Annotated in this window: 18 protein-coding genes and 1 other annotated feature; of the genes, 1 reads left to right on the top strand and 17 read right to left on the bottom strand. The window is 46.5% G+C overall.

The genetic code is table 11. The annotated features are described in order from the left end of the window. Window positions 1–55: 55 nt before the first annotated feature. From hutI to ACPUYX_RS00815, 5 genes are all read right to left on the bottom strand, one after another. A complete protein-coding gene (gene hutI, locus ACPUYX_RS00835; RefSeq protein ID WP_426377860.1) occupies window positions 56–1315 on the bottom strand; it encodes an imidazolonepropionase in 1260 nt (419 codons plus the stop codon). Window positions 1316–1358: 43 nt separating this feature from the next. Then, on the bottom strand, window positions 1359–2255 hold the full coding sequence (gene ftcD / locus ACPUYX_RS00830; RefSeq protein WP_426378293.1) for a glutamate formimidoyltransferase: 897 nt from the start codon (window positions 2253–2255) through the stop codon (window positions 1359–1361). Window positions 2256–2351: 96 nt separating this feature from the next. After that, window positions 2352–2981: a cyclodeaminase/cyclohydrolase family protein gene (locus tag ACPUYX_RS00825; protein ID WP_426377859.1), complete on the bottom strand. Its 630-nt coding sequence runs from the start codon at window positions 2979–2981 to the stop codon at window positions 2352–2354. 89 nt (window positions 2982–3070) lie between these two features. Beyond that, window positions 3071–5116: a urocanate hydratase gene (locus ACPUYX_RS00820; protein WP_426377858.1), complete on the bottom strand. Its 2046-nt coding sequence runs from the start codon at window positions 5114–5116 to the stop codon at window positions 3071–3073. Next, the gene (locus ACPUYX_RS00815; protein WP_426377857.1) at window positions 5106–5246 is read right to left on the bottom strand and encodes a hypothetical protein; all 141 of its coding nucleotides are present in this window, start codon (window positions 5244–5246) and stop codon (window positions 5106–5108) included. The genes ACPUYX_RS00820 and ACPUYX_RS00815 overlap by 11 nt, the downstream gene beginning before the upstream one ends. Before the next feature lie 271 nt (window positions 5247–5517). Between ACPUYX_RS00815 and ACPUYX_RS00810 the strand changes: the two genes are divergently transcribed. Beyond that, complete coding sequence (locus ACPUYX_RS00810) at window positions 5518–6252, top strand: SGNH/GDSL hydrolase family protein (protein ID WP_426377855.1); 735 nt, start codon at window positions 5518–5520, stop codon at window positions 6250–6252. Between the two features lie 89 nt (window positions 6253–6341). Here ACPUYX_RS00810 and yhbY read toward each other — a convergent pair whose 3' ends face one another. The 12 genes from yhbY to ACPUYX_RS00750 form a co-directional block, all read right to left on the bottom strand. Next, the gene (gene yhbY, locus ACPUYX_RS00805; RefSeq protein ID WP_426377854.1) at window positions 6342–6635 is read right to left on the bottom strand and encodes a ribosome assembly RNA-binding protein YhbY; all 294 of its coding nucleotides are present in this window, start codon (window positions 6633–6635) and stop codon (window positions 6342–6344) included. Window positions 6636–6760: 125 nt separating this feature from the next. Beyond that, the gene (locus ACPUYX_RS00800) at window positions 6761–7960 is read right to left on the bottom strand and encodes an ABC transporter permease (RefSeq protein WP_426377853.1); all 1200 of its coding nucleotides are present in this window, start codon (window positions 7958–7960) and stop codon (window positions 6761–6763) included. Next, window positions 7957–9210, bottom strand: a complete 1254-nt coding sequence (locus ACPUYX_RS00795; protein WP_426377851.1) for an efflux RND transporter periplasmic adaptor subunit — start codon at window positions 9208–9210, stop codon at window positions 7957–7959. The genes ACPUYX_RS00800 and ACPUYX_RS00795 overlap by 4 nt, the downstream gene beginning before the upstream one ends. Window positions 9211–9246: 36 nt before the next feature. Next, a complete protein-coding gene (gene obgE, locus ACPUYX_RS00790) occupies window positions 9247–10521 on the bottom strand; it encodes a GTPase ObgE (protein ID WP_426377850.1) in 1275 nt (424 codons plus the stop codon). Between the two features lie 2 nt (window positions 10522–10523). Beyond that, complete coding sequence (locus tag ACPUYX_RS00785; RefSeq protein ID WP_426377849.1) at window positions 10524–11030, bottom strand: Spo0B domain-containing protein; 507 nt, start codon at window positions 11028–11030, stop codon at window positions 10524–10526. A 340-nt stretch (window positions 11031–11370) separates the two neighbouring features. After that, on the bottom strand, window positions 11371–11676 hold the full coding sequence (rpmA, locus tag ACPUYX_RS00780; protein WP_088228859.1) for a 50S ribosomal protein L27: 306 nt from the start codon (window positions 11674–11676) through the stop codon (window positions 11371–11373). Further along, the gene (locus ACPUYX_RS00775) at window positions 11670–12116 is read right to left on the bottom strand and encodes a ribosomal-processing cysteine protease Prp (RefSeq protein WP_426377848.1); all 447 of its coding nucleotides are present in this window, start codon (window positions 12114–12116) and stop codon (window positions 11670–11672) included. Before ACPUYX_RS00775 ends, rpmA begins: the two co-directional genes overlap by 7 nt. Continuing rightward, window positions 12022–12333, bottom strand: a complete 312-nt coding sequence (gene rplU, locus ACPUYX_RS00770) for a 50S ribosomal protein L21 (protein ID WP_426377847.1) — start codon at window positions 12331–12333, stop codon at window positions 12022–12024. The genes ACPUYX_RS00775 and rplU overlap by 95 nt, the downstream gene beginning before the upstream one ends. Before the next feature lie 15 nt (window positions 12334–12348). Then, window positions 12349–12431 (bottom strand) — a sequence feature (ribosomal protein L21 leader region). Window positions 12432–13167: 736 nt separating this feature from the next. Next, a complete protein-coding gene (locus ACPUYX_RS00765) occupies window positions 13168–13647 on the bottom strand; it encodes a MarR family winged helix-turn-helix transcriptional regulator (RefSeq protein WP_426377846.1) in 480 nt (159 codons plus the stop codon). Continuing rightward, window positions 13610–15238 (bottom strand): DHA2 family efflux MFS transporter permease subunit, encoded by a 1629-nt coding sequence (locus tag ACPUYX_RS00760; RefSeq protein WP_426377845.1) that lies wholly within the window; start codon window positions 15236–15238, stop codon window positions 13610–13612. The genes ACPUYX_RS00765 and ACPUYX_RS00760 overlap by 38 nt, the downstream gene beginning before the upstream one ends. Before the next feature lie 15 nt (window positions 15239–15253). Next, on the bottom strand, window positions 15254–15907 hold the full coding sequence (locus ACPUYX_RS00755) for an HlyD family secretion protein (protein WP_426377844.1): 654 nt from the start codon (window positions 15905–15907) through the stop codon (window positions 15254–15256). Between the two features lie 17 nt (window positions 15908–15924). After that, a complete protein-coding gene (locus ACPUYX_RS00750) occupies window positions 15925–16908 on the bottom strand; it encodes an efflux RND transporter periplasmic adaptor subunit (protein ID WP_426377843.1) in 984 nt (327 codons plus the stop codon). Window positions 16909–16976: the final 68 nt, after the last annotated feature.

Here is a 16976-nt window from a genome sequence, read left to right as displayed (position 1 = left end):
CAGCCTCGCCTATAAAAGTGGGCCCATCCGCTGCAGAGACGCCAAATCTTACATATCAAACTCTCCAGACGATCCTGCCGTTCTTGATCACCACATCAACAGGATTATTGCCAAAATGGTAGGGTAAATAATTGAGATTAGGAACATTCAGAACTAAAATGTCTCCTTGCTTGCCGACTTCCAGGCTGCCTGCCTGAGCGGCTCTGCCCACCGCATGGGCTGCATTGATTGTTGCCGCTGTCAAAGCCTCCTCAGGAGTCAGGCGAAGATAAAGACAGGCAAGAGTCAAAACAAAAGGCATCGATTCCGTCGGCGATGACCCGGGATTGCAATCTGTTGCCACAGCCACAGGCACCCCTGCTTCGATCATTGCCCGTGCCCGAGCATAAGAATTTTTAGCAAGATTAAAGGAAGTTGCCGGGAGGAGAACAGCAATAACTCCCCGTTCGGCGAGAGCCGCAATGCCTTCATCAGAAGCCTGCAGCAGATGATCAGCGCTGATGACTTCCAGTTTGGCCCCTAATTCAGCGCCTCCGGCAGATTCTAATTCATCAGCGTGGATTTTAAGCTTTAAGTTCAATTCCTTGGCCTTGCTTAAAATCCTTTCACTTGAGCGGACACTGAAAACTCCCGGCTCACAGAAAACATCACAAAACTCTGCCAGCCCTTGAGAAGCAACTTGAGGCAGCATATCCTCCACAACATAGTCCGTATACTCATCTTCAGTATAACCAGAAGGGACGGCATGAGCGCCCATAAAGGTCGGAACGAGGTCCAAATCCTGCTCCCTATTTATTTCCTTGATTAAGCGTAACATACGCAGCTCTTCCTCAACAGTAAGTCCATAACCGCTCTTAACTTCTGCCGTCGTCGTTCCATGACTTAACATCGTCTTCAGACGGCTTCCGGTTTGCGTTTTTATCTCCGCATCAGAAGCCAGCCGCGTATCCCGGACCGTTGCATGAATTCCTCCGCCTTGTTGGAGAATTCCCATGTAGGGTACACCCTTTAATTTCAGGGATAACTCATTTTCCCTCGAACCTGCATATATAACGTGAGTATGCGGGTCAACAAACCCTGGTGTTACCACCTTACCCTGAGCATTAATTTTCACGGTATAGGGGCCTACCCATCCCTCTGCTAAAATATCCTCAGTCGAACCAACAGCAACAATCTGACCTTCGCGCAGGGCTACTGCGCCGTTTTCAATTAACCCAATCTCCGCCATTCCCTCCCGGCGCGCCGGAGAGTCAGAGTGTCCCCTCATCGTCACCAGCATATCCGCAGAATGGATCACAAGATCTGCGCTCGGCATGATATCATCTCCTCTAGAATCTGATCCATAGTTCCTTCTAATCCTAAAACCCAAAAACTCTCTTCTCTAAAAGCTGCTCGCTGGAAAAGTCGTGCAGCTTCAAATAATATGCAGCTGCATCAAGCATAGCATCCAACGGAACAAGCCCCACAATTTCGCTGCCGATAACCGGGACGCCGAAATGGGCCGCTTCCGTTTTAATGAATTCCATGGCTCGATACAGCGGAGTTCCTTGGGTATCAACCATGTTCATTGAGATTTGGATCATGCCCTGTTCAGAAAGATCGATCCCTAAGGCCTTAACATTGACAAATCCCCCGGAACTGCCGCGGATCCCTTTGGCAATAGCCTTGCCGATTGCTAAATTTGTTGTCCCCAGATTGACGTTAAAAGCGACTAAAGGAGGCCGCGCACCAATGGCAATCGCTCCGGCTTTTCCCAGAACACCCGGTCCAAAATCGGGCGTGCGCTCCGGTGTTTTAATACTCTCTTTCAGGCCCTCGTACTGTCCTCTGCGTACATCAGCCAAATTACGGCGTTCCGGCCGCGTTGCCGCTTTCTCATAGAGATAAACCGGAATGGACAGCTCCCGCCCAACACGTTCTCCCAATCGTTTGGCCAGATCCACACACTCCTCCATAGTCATGCCCCGAACCGGAACAAAAGGAACAACATCCGTTGCTCCCATGCGAGGATGTTCACCTTGATGCTGGTCCAAATCAATCCTTTCGGCGGCTTTAACAATCAACCGCCAGGCAGCCTCCAGCACTTTTTCCGGCTCACCGATCATACTGATAACGGTTCTATTATGGTCGGCATTACTCGAATAATCCAGCAACGTAACACCCGGAACTTGTCTCACTTCGGCAAGGACTTCTTCGACAACTTCAGGTCGTCGTCCCTCACTGATATTAGGAATACATTCTACGATTTTTACCACCATTAATCCCCCTAAAAAACTCTGCTTCTCTTTCATGACATTATATAAATTATTATCTAATTGCTATATAAAACCGATAATGTGCCTTTTATTCACTCACTTTAACCGCTCCAACACTTTCCCCTGACACGCTTCAAATAACCCATTTCCCTCGGATCGCAGGGCCTTACATTTCGTCAGTAAGTCCTCTTTTTTCTCAGGTGACTTTAAGCCTATAGCGTTGATCTGAACATTATATAAAGCCCCTTCTAATCCGGACTTAAACATCAAGGCCGCCACTCCCATGTCACTTAAGGCATTAGGATTCCCTTTATCCAACAAACCGGGAAGCTCGCGCAGCCCTGCCAAACACTCCCGAGCAGTATGCAAAGGGATGACAGCGGCCATTAAGGTCGCCTCTTCCAAAGCTTCACGGCGCAGAGCTTTTTCCTCGTCACTGTTCTTCGGGAGACTTAAAGCCTTCATAACAGCCTTAAACCCCTCAGTATCATCATCCACCAGCGCCAGCATAGACTCTTGTTTCTTCTCAACGATGGCCAACAAGGATTTCATCTCATCCTGAACAGCGGAAAACTTCTCCTTCCCGATGGTTAAGCGGCAAACCATCGCCACCAACGCAAAGCCTTGAGCCCCGGCATAAGCAGCAACACTTCCTCCCCCAGGTGCAGGTGACGAAGAAGCCACCTCCAAAGCAAACTCCCGCAGGCTCATATTTTTTAACTCCAAAACTCTGCTCCCCCTAATCAAAAAACTACGTTTTCCGCAGGCCATCCTTAGCCGTCGGGAACCCTACCCTCTTCCTTCTAGTTAAAACCCTAGTTTGAGCGGCCCGGCGTATGGCCGAGCAAATGTCTCGTTACCCTCTCTATGAGTTCCTCACTAGGAATAAACGGTATAGTAATATGCCCCGCACCTTGATACCGTTCATTAAATTCTATGCTTGTCTCAACGGAATGACTATTGCGTGCCCAGGAGCGGCGGGCAACGCCTCCCATAACATCCCATAAAAGAGCCGATTTAATAACTTTATCCACTCGTTCGCTCCCGTCAAGAACTAAACCGAAGCCTCCGTTGATGGCTTTGCCGATGCCTACGCCCCCACCGTTGTGCAGGGAAACCAGACTCATTCCCCGGGCAGCATCACCGGCAAAACTCTGCACAGCCATATCGGCCATAACATTACTTCCGTCTTTAATATTAGCTGTCTCCCTGAAGGGGGAATCCGTACCACTCACATCATGATGGTCCCGTCCCAGCATTACCGGACCAATTTCTCCCCGACGGACTAATTCATTGAATTTTAAAGCAATCTTAATGCGCCCTTCGGCATCCTGATATAAAATTCTTGCTTGAGTTCCTACGACCAGCTTATTCTTTTCAGCGTCCCGGATCCAAATATAGTTGTCCCTGTCTTGTCCCCGGCGATCCGGATCAATGCAGACCATAGCCGCTTCGTCCGTTTTATGCAAGTCTTCCTTTTTGCCGCTCAGACAAACCCAGCGGAAAGGCCCATAACCATAGTCAAAGAGTTCCGGCCCCATAATGTCTTCTACATAGGATGGGAAAATAAAACCGTCTTTTTCATCGACTCCATTTTTGGAAATTTCCTTGACCCCAGCATCATAGACCGCTTTCATAAAAGCGTTGCCATAGTCAAAGAAATAGGTTCCCCGCTTAACTAACACTGAAATTAAATCATAGTGGCGTCTCAGGCTTTGATCGACTCGCTTCTTAAATTCCTCGCGATTCGCAGCAAGCATCTCTGTCCGCTGGGCAAACGTTACCCCTTGGGGACAGTAGCCGCCTTCATAGACCACATGACAAGACGTCTGATCAGAAAGCAAGTCAACCTTAATATTCTTTTCCACTGCATACTCCAGGAGATCAACCACGTTCCCGTGATAGGCGATGGACATGGGTTCCTTCTTCTGCAAATACTCCTCAGCGATTCTAAAGACTTCACCCAGATCAGACGAGGTCTTAGTAACCCAGCCTTGTTCGTGCCGGGTTTCGATCCGCGATTCGTCAACTTCAGCGATAATCCCCACACCCCGGGCAATTTCAATGGATTTAGCCTGGGCACCGCTCATACCCCCAAGACCTGAAGAGATGAATAAACGGCCTCTCAGATCTCCATCGTGGGGAACCCCTAATTTCATTCGCCCGGCATTAAGTAAGGTATTAAACGTTCCATGCACAATGCCTTGGGGCCCGATGTACATCCAGCCGCCCGCAGTCATCTGTCCGTAATTGGCAACGCCCATTTGTTCAGCAATTTCCCAGTCTTTCTGATTGTCAAACATCCCTACCATTAGAGCATTGGTGATAATAACTCGAGGCGCCTCAGGGCGCGAAGGGAACAAGCCCACGGGATGACCGGATTCCAACACTAACGTCTGCTCATCGGTCAAGACTTCCAAATACTTTTTAATCAAACAATACTGCAGCCAGTTCTGACAAACGCTGCCCGTTTCCCCATATGTAACTAACTCATAGGGATATAAGGCTACGTCAAAGTCCAGATTATTGTCAATCATCACCTGAAAAGCTTTTCCTTCAAGACAGTTCCCTTTATACTCTGAGATAGGCTTTCCATATAATCGACCTTCCGGTCGATAACGATAGGCATAAACTCTCCCCCGAGTGCGCAGTTCTTCGAGAAACTCAGGAGCTAAGGTTTCATGCAGCTCTTCCGGGACATAGCGCAGAGCATTTTTTAAAGCAATCTTCGTTTGTTCCGGGGTAAGACTATATCCCCGATCGGGTGCCCGGCGAATTCCTTCCACGAATTTCTTAGGCTCAGGCAATACAGCATCTAATTTAATGGTCATAGCTTGTGAGATATCCTGGTTACTGATCATTATTACCCTCCTTTTTTAGGCCGCTCGGAATTCCCACCTTCATGTCTACTACCGCAGCAGCGAAAACACATCCGCGAGTCCGTTCCGAGCGAATGGCTTTTTCGGCTCCATAGGGTTCATCAACTAACAACTATCCCCATTTTCTTTCATTATTATTTGCCAAACTTTCCCCTCTTACTATACCAGTTAATGCATCGATATCAAGATCTTTTGTCAAGTCATTAGCAAACTTTAAATACAGCCATAACTTCTTTTATTAATTAGGAATCCTTCATAAAGAGGGACTGTTTTTGTTTTTTGGACAAATTTCCCCTTACTTCGCAGAAAAATTGTGGGATCATTATGGTAGAATGGTATGAGGTAGACCGGTTCTAGTACCAGAAAGAGAGAGAAACGACTTAATGAACATTAAAAATAGAACAGCAATGGTTTTGTCCCTGGCAATACTAATCACCATATCAAGTATTATCGCTCCAAATAAAGTTCAAGCAACAGAGAATACCGCAGTTAATTCAACGACTGCTGCAGCTCCTGCCTTAACCGGAATTAAAAAGCTAAAAACCAGTAACATTAACGTTGTTATACTTGGAGATTCCATCGCAGTAAATCAAGGGGCTTCCGATCCTTCAACAACAGGATGGGAGTCAATTCTTTTCACCTCTCTGACCTCAATGTATTCACATAATATATTATGGTACAACAAAGGTTCTTCCGGTACCCTTGTTGATTATTGTTTGCAAAGAGCAGATGAAATAGCAGAAAATACAGATGCTGTTTTTATTTGTGTAGGAAGAAATGATCGAAACTATTATACGCCTGATCAATTTTGCCTAAAATACATTCAGTTAATCCAGCTCATTAAAAATAAAGCACCAAATGCTGATATTTTCTGTATAGTTGAACCCCCAATGGTATCCTCTGATGAATCCTTATTTAAAGCAATAAGATCGCAAATAAGCCTAGCTTCAAAAAGTTATGGAGCAAACTTATTGGATGTCTGGAGCGCTTTCCCAACGAATCAAACTGATTTGGCTGCCGTATTATCTGACGGGCTTCACCCTAAAGACAAGGGATATAAGCTAATGTCCAATTACATATACAAGCAATTAATAACTAAGATTAATGAAGTAAAATGAAAATGCCAATAAAAAAAGGTTTCGGGGCTAATCCCCAGAAACCTTTTTTCACGTCTTTAGCAGCCTTCAGAACAGCTATGCAATAAGCTCTAATCAGGCAAAACAATGAGCGGCTTTTCTTTTGACTGCCTGTAAAGCAAAAAATTTCTGCCGATGACTTGAACTAGTTCGGACCCGGTTTGTTCAGCCAGATCAGCTGCCACACCCTTAGGGTCTTCCAAACAATTTTGCAAGACTCGTCCCTTGATCAGTTCACGAGCCTCCAAGGCCTCATCGGTCTGAGTGACGACGTTTTCCCCAATTCCTCCCTTACCGACTTGAAGAATTGGGTCCATTTCATTACCCATAGCCCTTAAATAACGTTTTTGCTTACCTTTTAACACAAAGTTTCCTCCTTAATTAACAAAACGCCTTTATTCCTTCTTCATTTAGCAAATAAAATCAGAAAAACCTATTGACATATCTAAAATTCAAGTAATTCTGGATCTTCCCTGAAAGGACTCAAGCGTCATTCATATCGCAAAGCTGTAATCGGTTCAAGTTTTGCTGCTTGTAACGCCGGATAATAGCCGAAGAAAAGTCCGACTGCCAAGGAAAACGTCACGGCAAAGAGAATCGCCCATCCGGATAACAAAGGCGGCCAGTTTAAAAGATTCGCCGCCGTCAGTGCACTTCCCACACCCAGGGCAATCCCCACAATGCCTCCCGTCAGCGCTAAAACAATCGCCTCCAAGAGAAATTGCAGCAAAATATCGCGCTCTTTGGCCCCGACAGCTTTCCGCAAGCCTATTTCATGCGTCCGTTCCGTCACCGACACCAGCATAATATTCATGATTCCAATCCCGCCGACCAGCAGCGAAATCCCGGCGACCAAGCCAATGATACTCGTTAAAATTTGCGTAATTTTATCGGCAGACTTTACTAACTGCTGGACATTATAGGCCTCATACTGATCAGTCGTTCCATGGCGCACATTCAGAATGCCTTTCGCTCTGGAAATTACGCTGTCCAGATCAGATTCCTGATATGTTGCACCCTCTAATTGGTCAACCCGAGTCGATTGGAAAATATCCGTCCAAGTCCCCCAGGGAACATAGGCATAGGAATTCTGAGGACCTACTTCAAACTGGGAAAAGGCCGAGGTATCTTTAGCCAGAACACCGATAACTCTGCAAGGAACGTTTTGGATCATCACCTGCTGTCCCAAAGGGTTACCGGCTCCAAACAACGTATCAGCCAAACTTTGATCTATGACCACAACGCGGCGTTCCGCTTCATATTCCTCCCCGGAGAAAAAACGTCCCAAGGCCACATCCCGACTGCGCAAACCGGCGAATTCCGAGGTTGTTCCCACGATCATGGCCGAGGAATTTTTTTGATTGACTTCCAAAGCAGCATAGTTAACACTTGCCGGAAGCAGCGTCTTTACTTGGGGTAAAGACCTTTTTAAAGTTTCACAGTCCTGCAGGGTCAAGCCGTTATCCTCAGATTGTGCCGTTTGGCTAACAGATTTCGGGTACAAGACAAAGAGATTGACGCCGCTCTTTTCCATTTCCTGCATTATGGCCGCCTTGCCGCCCAAACCGATGGTCACCACCGCAATAACAGCAGCAATTCCTATGACAATACCCAACATAGTCAGACCTGACCTCAGCTTGTTGGTCCGCAAACTAAACAGGGCTCCCCGCAAGGCCTCATACAGACTCATGCTCCTTCACTCCCCCAATCGGGAGTTACAGCCTGGCCTTCGGAAAGTTGATTCGTAGGATTGAGAACAATCAGATCCCCGGATTTAAGCCCAGCGGTAATCTCCTGATCGGTATCATTGCCGATCCCCACCTTGACCTCCGTCTTTTGAAGGAGCCCGTTCTGAATACGATAGACGTAATTCTTGCTTCCCTCCTGAAATAAAGATTCCAGAGGAACCGCCAGAACATTCTTTTTCGTGGCCACAATAGCCTGGACTGTTACGGAATAACCCGGCTTCATCATAGCAGGCGCTTGATCCAAACGGACCGTCACCGCCACGGTCGGAGAATTGTTTCCCTGAGCAGATGGCTGAATGACCGCCTCAGGTGCGATTTTAGCAACAACTCCCGTCAGAGAAGTGCTTCCCAAAGTCTTGCTGGTTACTGTCACTTTCCCGCCGACCTTGAGCTTAGCGGCGTCCATTTCATTGAGCTGCAATTGCACATTCATATGCTTCAGATCCGCTACTACCACTAAGGGCTGCTGGACCGGTGCCGGATTCCCGGCCTGAGCATTGACCTCAAGAGCTGTCCCGTCAAGGGTCGACTTGTAGGTTAATTGGTCTCTTTGGACCTGAGCAACCTGCAAGGCTTCCCGGGCCTGCTTTAATCCGGCCTGGCTCTGGGCCAGAGCCCCTTCAGCCTGGTGAACAGAACCTCCCAGGCCGCTGCTTGACAAAGCACTTGGAACCACTGAACCCGCTGCTGCCGGATTGCTGCCGGCATTCACAGTATCACCGCTAATATTTCCGCCAACCGTTCCACTGATATTAACAGTACCGACACCCGCTTGTGCGGCTCCGGCAGTGGCTGCAGAGCTTTGAACAGCATTCTGAGCTTGCTTCAAATCTGTTACATTACCTTGGGCAGCATTGACAGCGGCCTGCGCCGCATCAACATTCGCTTGAGCCTGAGCGACTTGGGCATTGGCCAAAGTCTGATCAAGAGCGACCAGGTCCTGACCGGTTTTGACAGAGTCTCCAGCCTTAACTGCGACCTTGGCAACAAGACCGGGGTTTAAGGCATACACATCCTGGCGCGAATCAGGAACAACACTTCCCGTGGCATAAATGTCCTCCTGCATCGAAATCGGAGATACTTTGCCGGCACTGACTTTCAGTGGTGTCTGAGCATTTCGCCAAAACCACCAGCCGCCAGCCGTCAGAAGAACAACTACGATTCCTATTCCCCACCAGAGACGTCTCTTCACAGTATTACCTCCAAAGGTCCAAATTCTTGTTGCTGCCTACTCCCATTCAAAGGTTACTCCCGCAATCTCCACGCTGTCTCCCTCTTTAATACCCGCTTCACGCAGAGCATCGTCAACCCCCATGGCTTTTAAGATATTTTGAAAACGGTAAACACTCTCTTCATGGTCAAACAGCGTCATGGCCACATGTTTCTCGATTTCTTTTCCTGTGATCAGATAATGATCATTGTCTTTAATAATTTCGAAGCGTTTTTCCGGCTCAGCTTTCGTTACTAAATGTTCCTCATCATAGTTTGTAATTTCCGGCATCGGAATATCCGGCAAAAGTTGAGCAATCCGATAAATTAAGGCTTGCAGTCCTTCACCCGTTGCCGCGGAGATAGGGAAAACTTCCTGCCCTTCCTCCAGCTCATCTTTGAGACGCTGAAGATTTTCTTCCGCACCCGGAATATCCATTTTATTGGCTGCAATCAAAAGAGGACGTTCAGCCAGGGCCGGACTATACAGTCTAAGCTCCTTCTGAATAATACTAAAATCCTCCAGGGGGTCTCGTTCTTCCGACCCGGAAATATCCAGGACATGCAGAATCAGGCGAGTTCTCTCCGTATGCCGCAAAAATTCATGGCCCAATCCCGCTCCGGTATGGGCACCTTCAATCAGGCCCGGAATATCTGCCATAACAAAACTCAGTCCGTCTTCGAGCTCAACAACCCCGAGATTCGGCACAAGAGTTGTGAAATGGTAATCAGCAATCTTAGGCTTGGCGGCTGAAACTTTAGAAATCAAGGTAGATTTCCCCACATTGGGGAATCCCACCAATCCCACGTCTGCCAGGAGTTTTAATTCTAATCTCAGCCAGCGCTCCTCGCCCGGTTCGCCATTCTCTGCCAGGGTAGGAGCCTTGTTCGTATTGCTCATAAAGCGGGCATTTCCCCGGCCCCCTCTGCCGCCGGCAGCAACGATCACCCGTTGGCCATGTTCCGTAATATCGGCAATAACATTCCCGTTGTCATCATCCAAAACTACTGTGCCCACAGGAACACGCAGAACCACATCGTCAGCACTTTTTCCGGTCATATTCTTCGACTGTCCATGCTCGCCCCGATCCCCTTTATAATGGCGTTTATAGCGAAAATCCACCAGAGTACTCATACCCTCATCACCGACAAAAACAACATCGCCGCCCCGGCCACCGTCTCCGCCGCTGGGACCGCCTTCCGGCACATATTTCTCCCGGCGAAAGGCAACTGCACCTGCTCCGCCGTCGCCTCCCTTGACATAAATCTTTGCTCGATCATAAAATAACGACATGGCTATTCTCCTTGTATCCCAAAATAACTCATCTTCTCAAAGAGCACTTTTTCTTCATCCTCCAGAATAAACTGGCAAGAAAAGCCTTCGTTCTCTTCAAATAAATAGACCTCCGAATTCAAATCCGGCAATCCGTTATACTGCTGTACCTTCTCCAAACACTCTCTAGTGTACCCGAATAAGCTCTCTCCATATTCTTTTTGCCAATGATCCTGCCAAAAATCCTCCAGCCGCATCTCGTCCGGAAAACTCAAAGAGGTCGTAATATTAAGCTGCCTAAGGTGAATGACCCAGCTGAGCAGGATTGCCGAAAGCACCGGGACTGGAATTTGGCCAATCTTCTGCTCCTCTTGAGGCTTGATCACTTCGTGGATATAGGCAAGGGCCTTCTCCGGCTGCTGGAGCTGTATATTCCCCATCACGACCTGCCAGTGGTTAAAAAAATCATGCCGCTGCAGACGATACCACTGGACCATCTCCGCTAATAACTGATGTTCAAGTTCAGACATTATCATCCTTTCCTCTCATTGGTAACTTTTTGTTCCCAGTGAACTCATTCAGCGAATGCTGAACAAGGCATAGAAACCTCTCCCACTTTTTGAAACGGAAGTCTTACGATTGGATAAATCAGCGTTAAGTTTTACCATATATTTATGTATGTATAAAAAGACGTGACAGGCGGCTGCCTAGTTGCACTTATACTAGAAGACGAAGACACTGTCTTCGCACATATTAACTCTTCTTGCAGTATACAACTAGAGTTATACTTTTCGATAGTATAAAGAAAACTCGGCTTATGCCGAGCATAGAAAGCCCCTGGGGAAATCCCAGGGGCGTAAGGGAAACAGCTTATTTTGCAGCAACCACCGGTGTTTTGCGTTCCGCATAAACGCTCACTTGTTTGTGCACCCTGTCTTTATGCTCAAATTTAACATAACCATCAATGAGTGCAAATAAGGTATCATCTTTACCAATGCCGCAATTTTTAGCGGGATGGAACTTCGTTCCCCGTTGGCGAACGATAATTGTTCCGGCTGTAACGAATTGTCCGTCGCCTCGTTTTAACCCAAGACGTTGGGCATTACTGTCCCGGCCGTTTCTGGAACTACCTACCCCTTTTTTATGGGCAAAGAGCTGCAGATTCATGTTTAACATGGAGTCCACCTCCTTTGATCAATTAATATATATGCCGGCCCGTAGACCGCTTCTATTTGTTCGATACCAAGCTTTAAGGTTTGCAGTATCCACTGCGCCTGATCCAGTTCCTGCTCAGAAATTCCTTTCAGCTGACAAGAAAGAAAACCTTCGTCTTCCTGCACCTGAGGAGCCTGAGAAAGAAAATGTTCCAAACCATTGGCAGCAGCAATACTCAGAGCGGAAACCCCTGCACAGACAATATCTTGACCTGCTTCGGCGTATCCGGAATGACCGGAGATCTCAAAACCGCGAATCCGCTTCTGCTCATCCAGCCAAACCAGGAAACGAATTCCCTCTTCTCCTTTAGGCTTGGAGTGCTTCGACGAGAACTTTTGTGTAAGGTTGACGATGTCCTTGTTTACGACGATAGTTTTTCTTCGCCTTATATTTGAAAACAATAACTTTCGCCCCTTTGCCGTGCTCTACAACTTTAAGCACTGCGCTAGCACCTGCTACAACAGGAGTACCAACTTTGACAACACCCTCTTTTTCCAAGAGCAGAACTTTGTCAATGGTCACCGTATCTCCAACATTCGCTTCCAATTTCTCAACGAGAATCTCGTCGCCTTCTTGGACTTTAAACTGTTTGCCGCCGGTTTCAATTACTGCGTACATAATTACATTACACCTCCCATACCCTAGACTCGCCATTGCAGGCCGGCTTCGAATCTTAAAAGCCTGTTAATACCTGATTTGAGCGGTTGCGGTGAGAAGTCACCACATTTAGTTATTTTAGCATCCGATCATGTCATTTGTCAAATAAAGATTAAGCAAGAAATTGAAACCTCTCCCACTTATAGAAGCGGCAGTCTCACGATTTGATAACGTTATAGCAGATGAGTAGAAGATGATTAATTGTTACAATAAATTATACCAAAATAAGATGTAAACTAATAGACTTTAGAAATAATTCCAAGATATGTTATGGATGTAAAAGGAAAATTTATCACGGCGTGGAATATATACCTATCCATTTATACGGAGGAGTGAAAAAAATGCCCTGGAAGCACCTTAATGATTCTCCCTTCCATCTGCCATCCCGCCAGGACTTAGTAATTATTGCGGGGACCGTGGTTATATGCCTTCTGATTATTGCATTTTTTATCTGGCGCTCTTAACTTAGTTTCCCCAAGCGCAGAAAGCCAAACAACGGTAATGCCCTCTCCCATCAACATTTAAATGTTCAAATGAACATAATGAAAGCGCCTTGGCCATAACAAATACTATCGCACTGAAGGATGACTCTGCCCTCACCGAAGCAAGGTATGGTAACTCCTCCCACTTGTCGAAGCGGGAGTTTTACGATTGGATAAACGCTAAAAAGGCTCAGTTGAGTGAAGATGATATGCCCCCTTATGAACAGAGGGCAGCTCAAAATCTCAGCTGAGCCTTTTAATTTTGGAAAACAGTTCTTCAGTTCTTCAAGCGTTGTATCTGGGATAAGGCGTTCTAGGAGGGATCTTTGCCTTTAGTCAATAAGTTATAAAGGACCTCCAGCCCGCCAATTATCTTCTCGAGTTCTTCTTCACTGGCACCCTTGAGCGAATCCGAAATGTAATTGTTGAACAGTTCTTTAATGACGTTGTTTTTTTCAAATTCCGGGGACAGAGATAAGCGCACAATCCGGCGATTATTCTCGGGAATCTCGCGAATAACAACTCCCTGACCAACCAAGCGGTTAACAATTCCGGAAACCGTACTCTTAGATAATCCTATACAATCGCTCAGCTCATTTAAGGTAGAATAAGGGTGCTTGCTCAGGCCAAAGATCAAACCTAATTGCGGACCAGTAAACCCATATTGCTGCGACTTTTCGAAAATCTGGTCCCGATAGATTTTCTGAACCGCTTTGAATAAAAATACGATTCGCTCAGAAGGGCTCTCGGGAGGATTACTCCATAATTGCTGCGACTCCTGTTTCTGGTTCATGAGTCACCTTCTCTCCTTCCTGAGTTGGGCCCTTCTTCTGCCCAGTTGCTTTTTTAGGACTCATCATGAGAACCAACACGATCGCCACGAAAACTATCGGCACAGTGAGAGCAATCGCATGATTCATGGCGTCCAAATAAGCTTGACCATAAATCACCTTGCCAAGGGTCGCATAAGCATTTTCCATAGCATTCATTTGAGATAACCCGTAACTCCAATAGACACCTTTCAACATGGAAATGACCGAAGAGGCTGTCCGATTAAAGGGAGTTATCTGTTCAGCCAGTCTGGCATAGTTAACATTGGTGGACCCAGAAATGATCGTCGTCATAAAGGTTACAGATACAGCTGACAAAATACTGCGGATTGTCGTGGAAAGGGCGGTTGCTTTCCCGTATAAATGCCTGGGAACAGCGTTCATCGCCGCCGTGTTGACAGGCATCATAGCCAGACCAAGGCCGATTCCCCGGATTGCCGCAATAATCGTAATATAGGTTGAAGGTGTATTCATATTAAAAAGCGACATTTTATAGGTGGCAAAGGCAAGGATCAGAAGACCGGGAAGGGTAACCACCTTGGCCCCGAACTTATCAAAAATCGCACCGCTGACAGGCATCATCAACCCTGAGGCAATGGCCGAGGGAAAAAGAATCAAGCCTGTTTGCATCGCTGTATAGCCTCTTAAATTTTGCAGGAATAAAGGAAGCACATAGACTCCGCCCATCAGAGCTAAGGTCGTAATCCCCGTAATAAATTGGCTGAGGGTAAAATCATAGATCTTAAGGACACGCAATTCCAGCATAGGGTTAGGATGGTTTAATTCATTAACCACAAAGATCATGAGGCCAAAAACACCAAGGGCTATCAGCAGCGGGAATTTTACATTTCCCCAATCAATAGTATCTGCTTCGCCAAGCACATACAGAAGGCTCACAATACCCACAATCGAAGATACTAAACCAATAAAGTCAAAATCGCCTTTATAGGGCACTAAGGGCGTGTCTTTAAGTAAAATACTCGCAAAGATAACCCCGAAGATGCCGATAGGAACATTAACATAGAAAATAAAGCGCCAATCCATGTATTGAATGATATATCCTCCCAAGGTAGGACCAATGGCCGGAGCAGCCATAGAGGCAATTCCCCAGAAGCCTAAAGCTTTTCCCCGCTCTTGAAGAGGGAAAATCTGCATAATATAGGACATTCCGACGGGCATAATAGCTCCGCCGCCTATCGCCTGAACAACTCGGAAGATAACCATCACATTATTGCTCCAGGAAAAACCACATAAGAAAGAACCGATAGTAAATAAACCCAGAGCACCAATAAACAGTTTTTTGATACCAAACGTATCACTTAAAAAACCAGTAATAGGAACGACGGCACCCATGGCCAAAGTATAACCCGTCAGTACCCACTTAATAGAGTCCAAATCCGTGCCGAAAACATTCATCATTTTAGGAATCGCAATATTAACAATACTGCTGTCCAACATAACCATAAAGGTACCTATGACAACCACAAATAAGGCTAACCACTTATAAGAGTTGTCACCTGCACCTTCCGGTTCAGGATGGTGATGTTCAGTCATACTTATCTCACCTCATCACTTGATGTGAATATGGACCACAGCATTTGTCCCTGGCAGAATTGAAGCATCGTTTTTATCAAGATTAATTTTTACAGGTATTTTTTGAATAACCTTGGTAAACGTTCCACTTGTCGAGGTTGGCAGCAGAGAAAAAGCAGAGTTTGCAGCTTGACCGACATATTTGACCGTGCCGGTAAATTGTTTGCCGCCAAATTGGTCAATCGTAAGATCGACTTTTTGGCCTGCTTTAACTGAACCAAGTTTTGTTTCTTCAATATTCGCCGAAACATAGAGCTTTGAAGGATCAATGAGGTAAGCAATGGTTTGACCCGGGGAAACAACCTCTCCCACAGTTGCTTGTTTCTTAACCACAATTCCGTTGACTGGTGCTCTGAGAACCGTTTCATCGATGTTGGTGTCCGAAGGATTATCAATGCCCTGGCGGCCGATAATTTGGCCCTGAATCACTGTATCTCCTTCTTCTACATCTAACTCTACCAGTTTACCGGAGATCTGGGGACTGACGGCAACCAGGTCACCCGTTACGGTGGCATCCTCAGTGGAAACGTAATACGTATTTTGATACCAGTAATATCCTCCGATCCCGGCAAAGACCGCGATCATAACTACAAGAATTGCTAAAATCATTTTTTTGCGCTTTTCGTTCATCTTATCGTATCGCCTCCTTACTTTTTAAGGCCTATTTCCGCCAGCATACCGGGTTTTAAGGCGGGATCCGGATTATTAATCTGTATTTTCACTAATACGCTTGTGTTTTGGGAATCAACCACAGAGTTGACCATCGAAACAGTCCCTGTGAAATTTTTATCAGGAATCTCGGAAACTTTAACATCAACGCCTTGGCCGACCTTAATACTGCCAGCAAGTCCTGCCGGCAAAGAGGCATTGACAAATAAAGAAGTATTGTTCGTGATCGTAAGTAAAGTTACTCCCGGGGAAGCCAATTCTCCGATATTGATACTTTTGGCACTAATTGTTCCCGCAATAGGAGCCACAATGGTTCCATTAGCCAACATGGTTTTAGCATAATCCACGGCCGACTGAGCTTGTTGAACTTGAGCCTGCAGGGCATCGATGGCTTCCTTGGTTTGCCCCTTCTTTAACAAATCCAACTGATCCTGGGCCGAGTTATACTGTGCTTGAGCAGCTGTGAGCTGAGTCTGAGCAGCGTCTAACTGCGCTTGCGGAAGAGCTCCTGCTTGAAAGAGCTGTTGATCACGGTTATAAGTCGTTTGAGCATTCGTATAGGCGCTTTTCGCCGCGTCTACCGCCGCCTGAGCCTGAGAAATCTGTTCGGGCCGCGCTCCGGCTTGAGCATTGGCCAAGTTAGCCTGAGCAGTTGCTACTGCTGCTTGGGCTTGGTTCACTTGAGCCTGAATATCATTCGTATCTAAGGTAACTAAAGTGTCTCCTTGTTTGACGACAGAACCAACGTCGACCGAAACCCCTGTAACCTTGGCGGCAATCTTTGTCGTGATATTCGCCTTATCATTGGCATTAATAATTCCTGCCATGACATAGACAGGTTTCGTCGTTTGAACATTGGTACTTGCTTTAGCAGCTGATTGACCTGCAGCCGGTTGACTCGTTGTACCACAGCCCGTCAGAACAACAGCCATGGCCAGCACGATTAAAGCAACTCTTTTCATTCCAATCCCCCTTATGTTTGCACTGCAACCGTTCGTGTGCATATTGTTTGCTAGCATGACTAATTTTC

The sequence above is a fragment of the Desulfosporosinus sp. SYSU MS00001 genome (assembly GCF_049943955.1).
Taxonomy (GTDB): domain Bacteria; phylum Bacillota; class Desulfitobacteriia; order Desulfitobacteriales; family Desulfitobacteriaceae; genus Desulfosporosinus.
This window is presented reverse-complemented; position numbering and strand designations above follow the sequence as displayed.

Coding starts and splice junctions, on each gene's coding strand:
- hutI (WP_426377860.1), bottom strand. CDS start 1,315: ATGCCGAGCGCAGATCTTGTGATCCATTCTGCGGATATGCTGGTGACG.
- ACPUYX_RS00820 (WP_426377858.1), bottom strand. CDS start 5,116: ATGATCAGTAACCAGGATATCTCACAAGCTATGACCATTAAATTAGAT.
- ACPUYX_RS00810 (WP_426377855.1), top strand. CDS start 5,518: ATGAACATTAAAAATAGAACAGCAATGGTTTTGTCCCTGGCAATACTA.
- ACPUYX_RS00800 (WP_426377853.1), bottom strand. CDS start 7,960: ATGAGTCTGTATGAGGCCTTGCGGGGAGCCCTGTTTAGTTTGCGGACC.
- obgE (WP_426377850.1), bottom strand. CDS start 10,521: ATGTCGTTATTTTATGATCGAGCAAAGATTTATGTCAAGGGAGGCGAC.
- ACPUYX_RS00785 (WP_426377849.1), bottom strand. CDS start 11,030: ATGTCTGAACTTGAACATCAGTTATTAGCGGAGATGGTCCAGTGGTAT.
- rpmA (WP_088228859.1), bottom strand. CDS start 11,676: ATGTTAAACATGAATCTGCAGCTCTTTGCCCATAAAAAAGGGGTAGGT.
- rplU (WP_426377847.1), bottom strand. CDS start 12,333: ATGTACGCAGTAATTGAAACCGGCGGCAAACAGTTTAAAGTCCAAGAA.
- ACPUYX_RS00765 (WP_426377846.1), bottom strand. CDS start 13,647: ATGAACCAGAAACAGGAGTCGCAGCAATTATGGAGTAATCCTCCCGAG.
- ACPUYX_RS00760 (WP_426377845.1), bottom strand. CDS start 15,238: ATGACTGAACATCACCATCCTGAACCGGAAGGTGCAGGTGACAACTCT.
- ACPUYX_RS00755 (WP_426377844.1), bottom strand. CDS start 15,907: ATGAACGAAAAGCGCAAAAAAATGATTTTAGCAATTCTTGTAGTTATG.
- ACPUYX_RS00750 (WP_426377843.1), bottom strand. CDS start 16,908: ATGAAAAGAGTTGCTTTAATCGTGCTGGCCATGGCTGTTGTTCTGACG.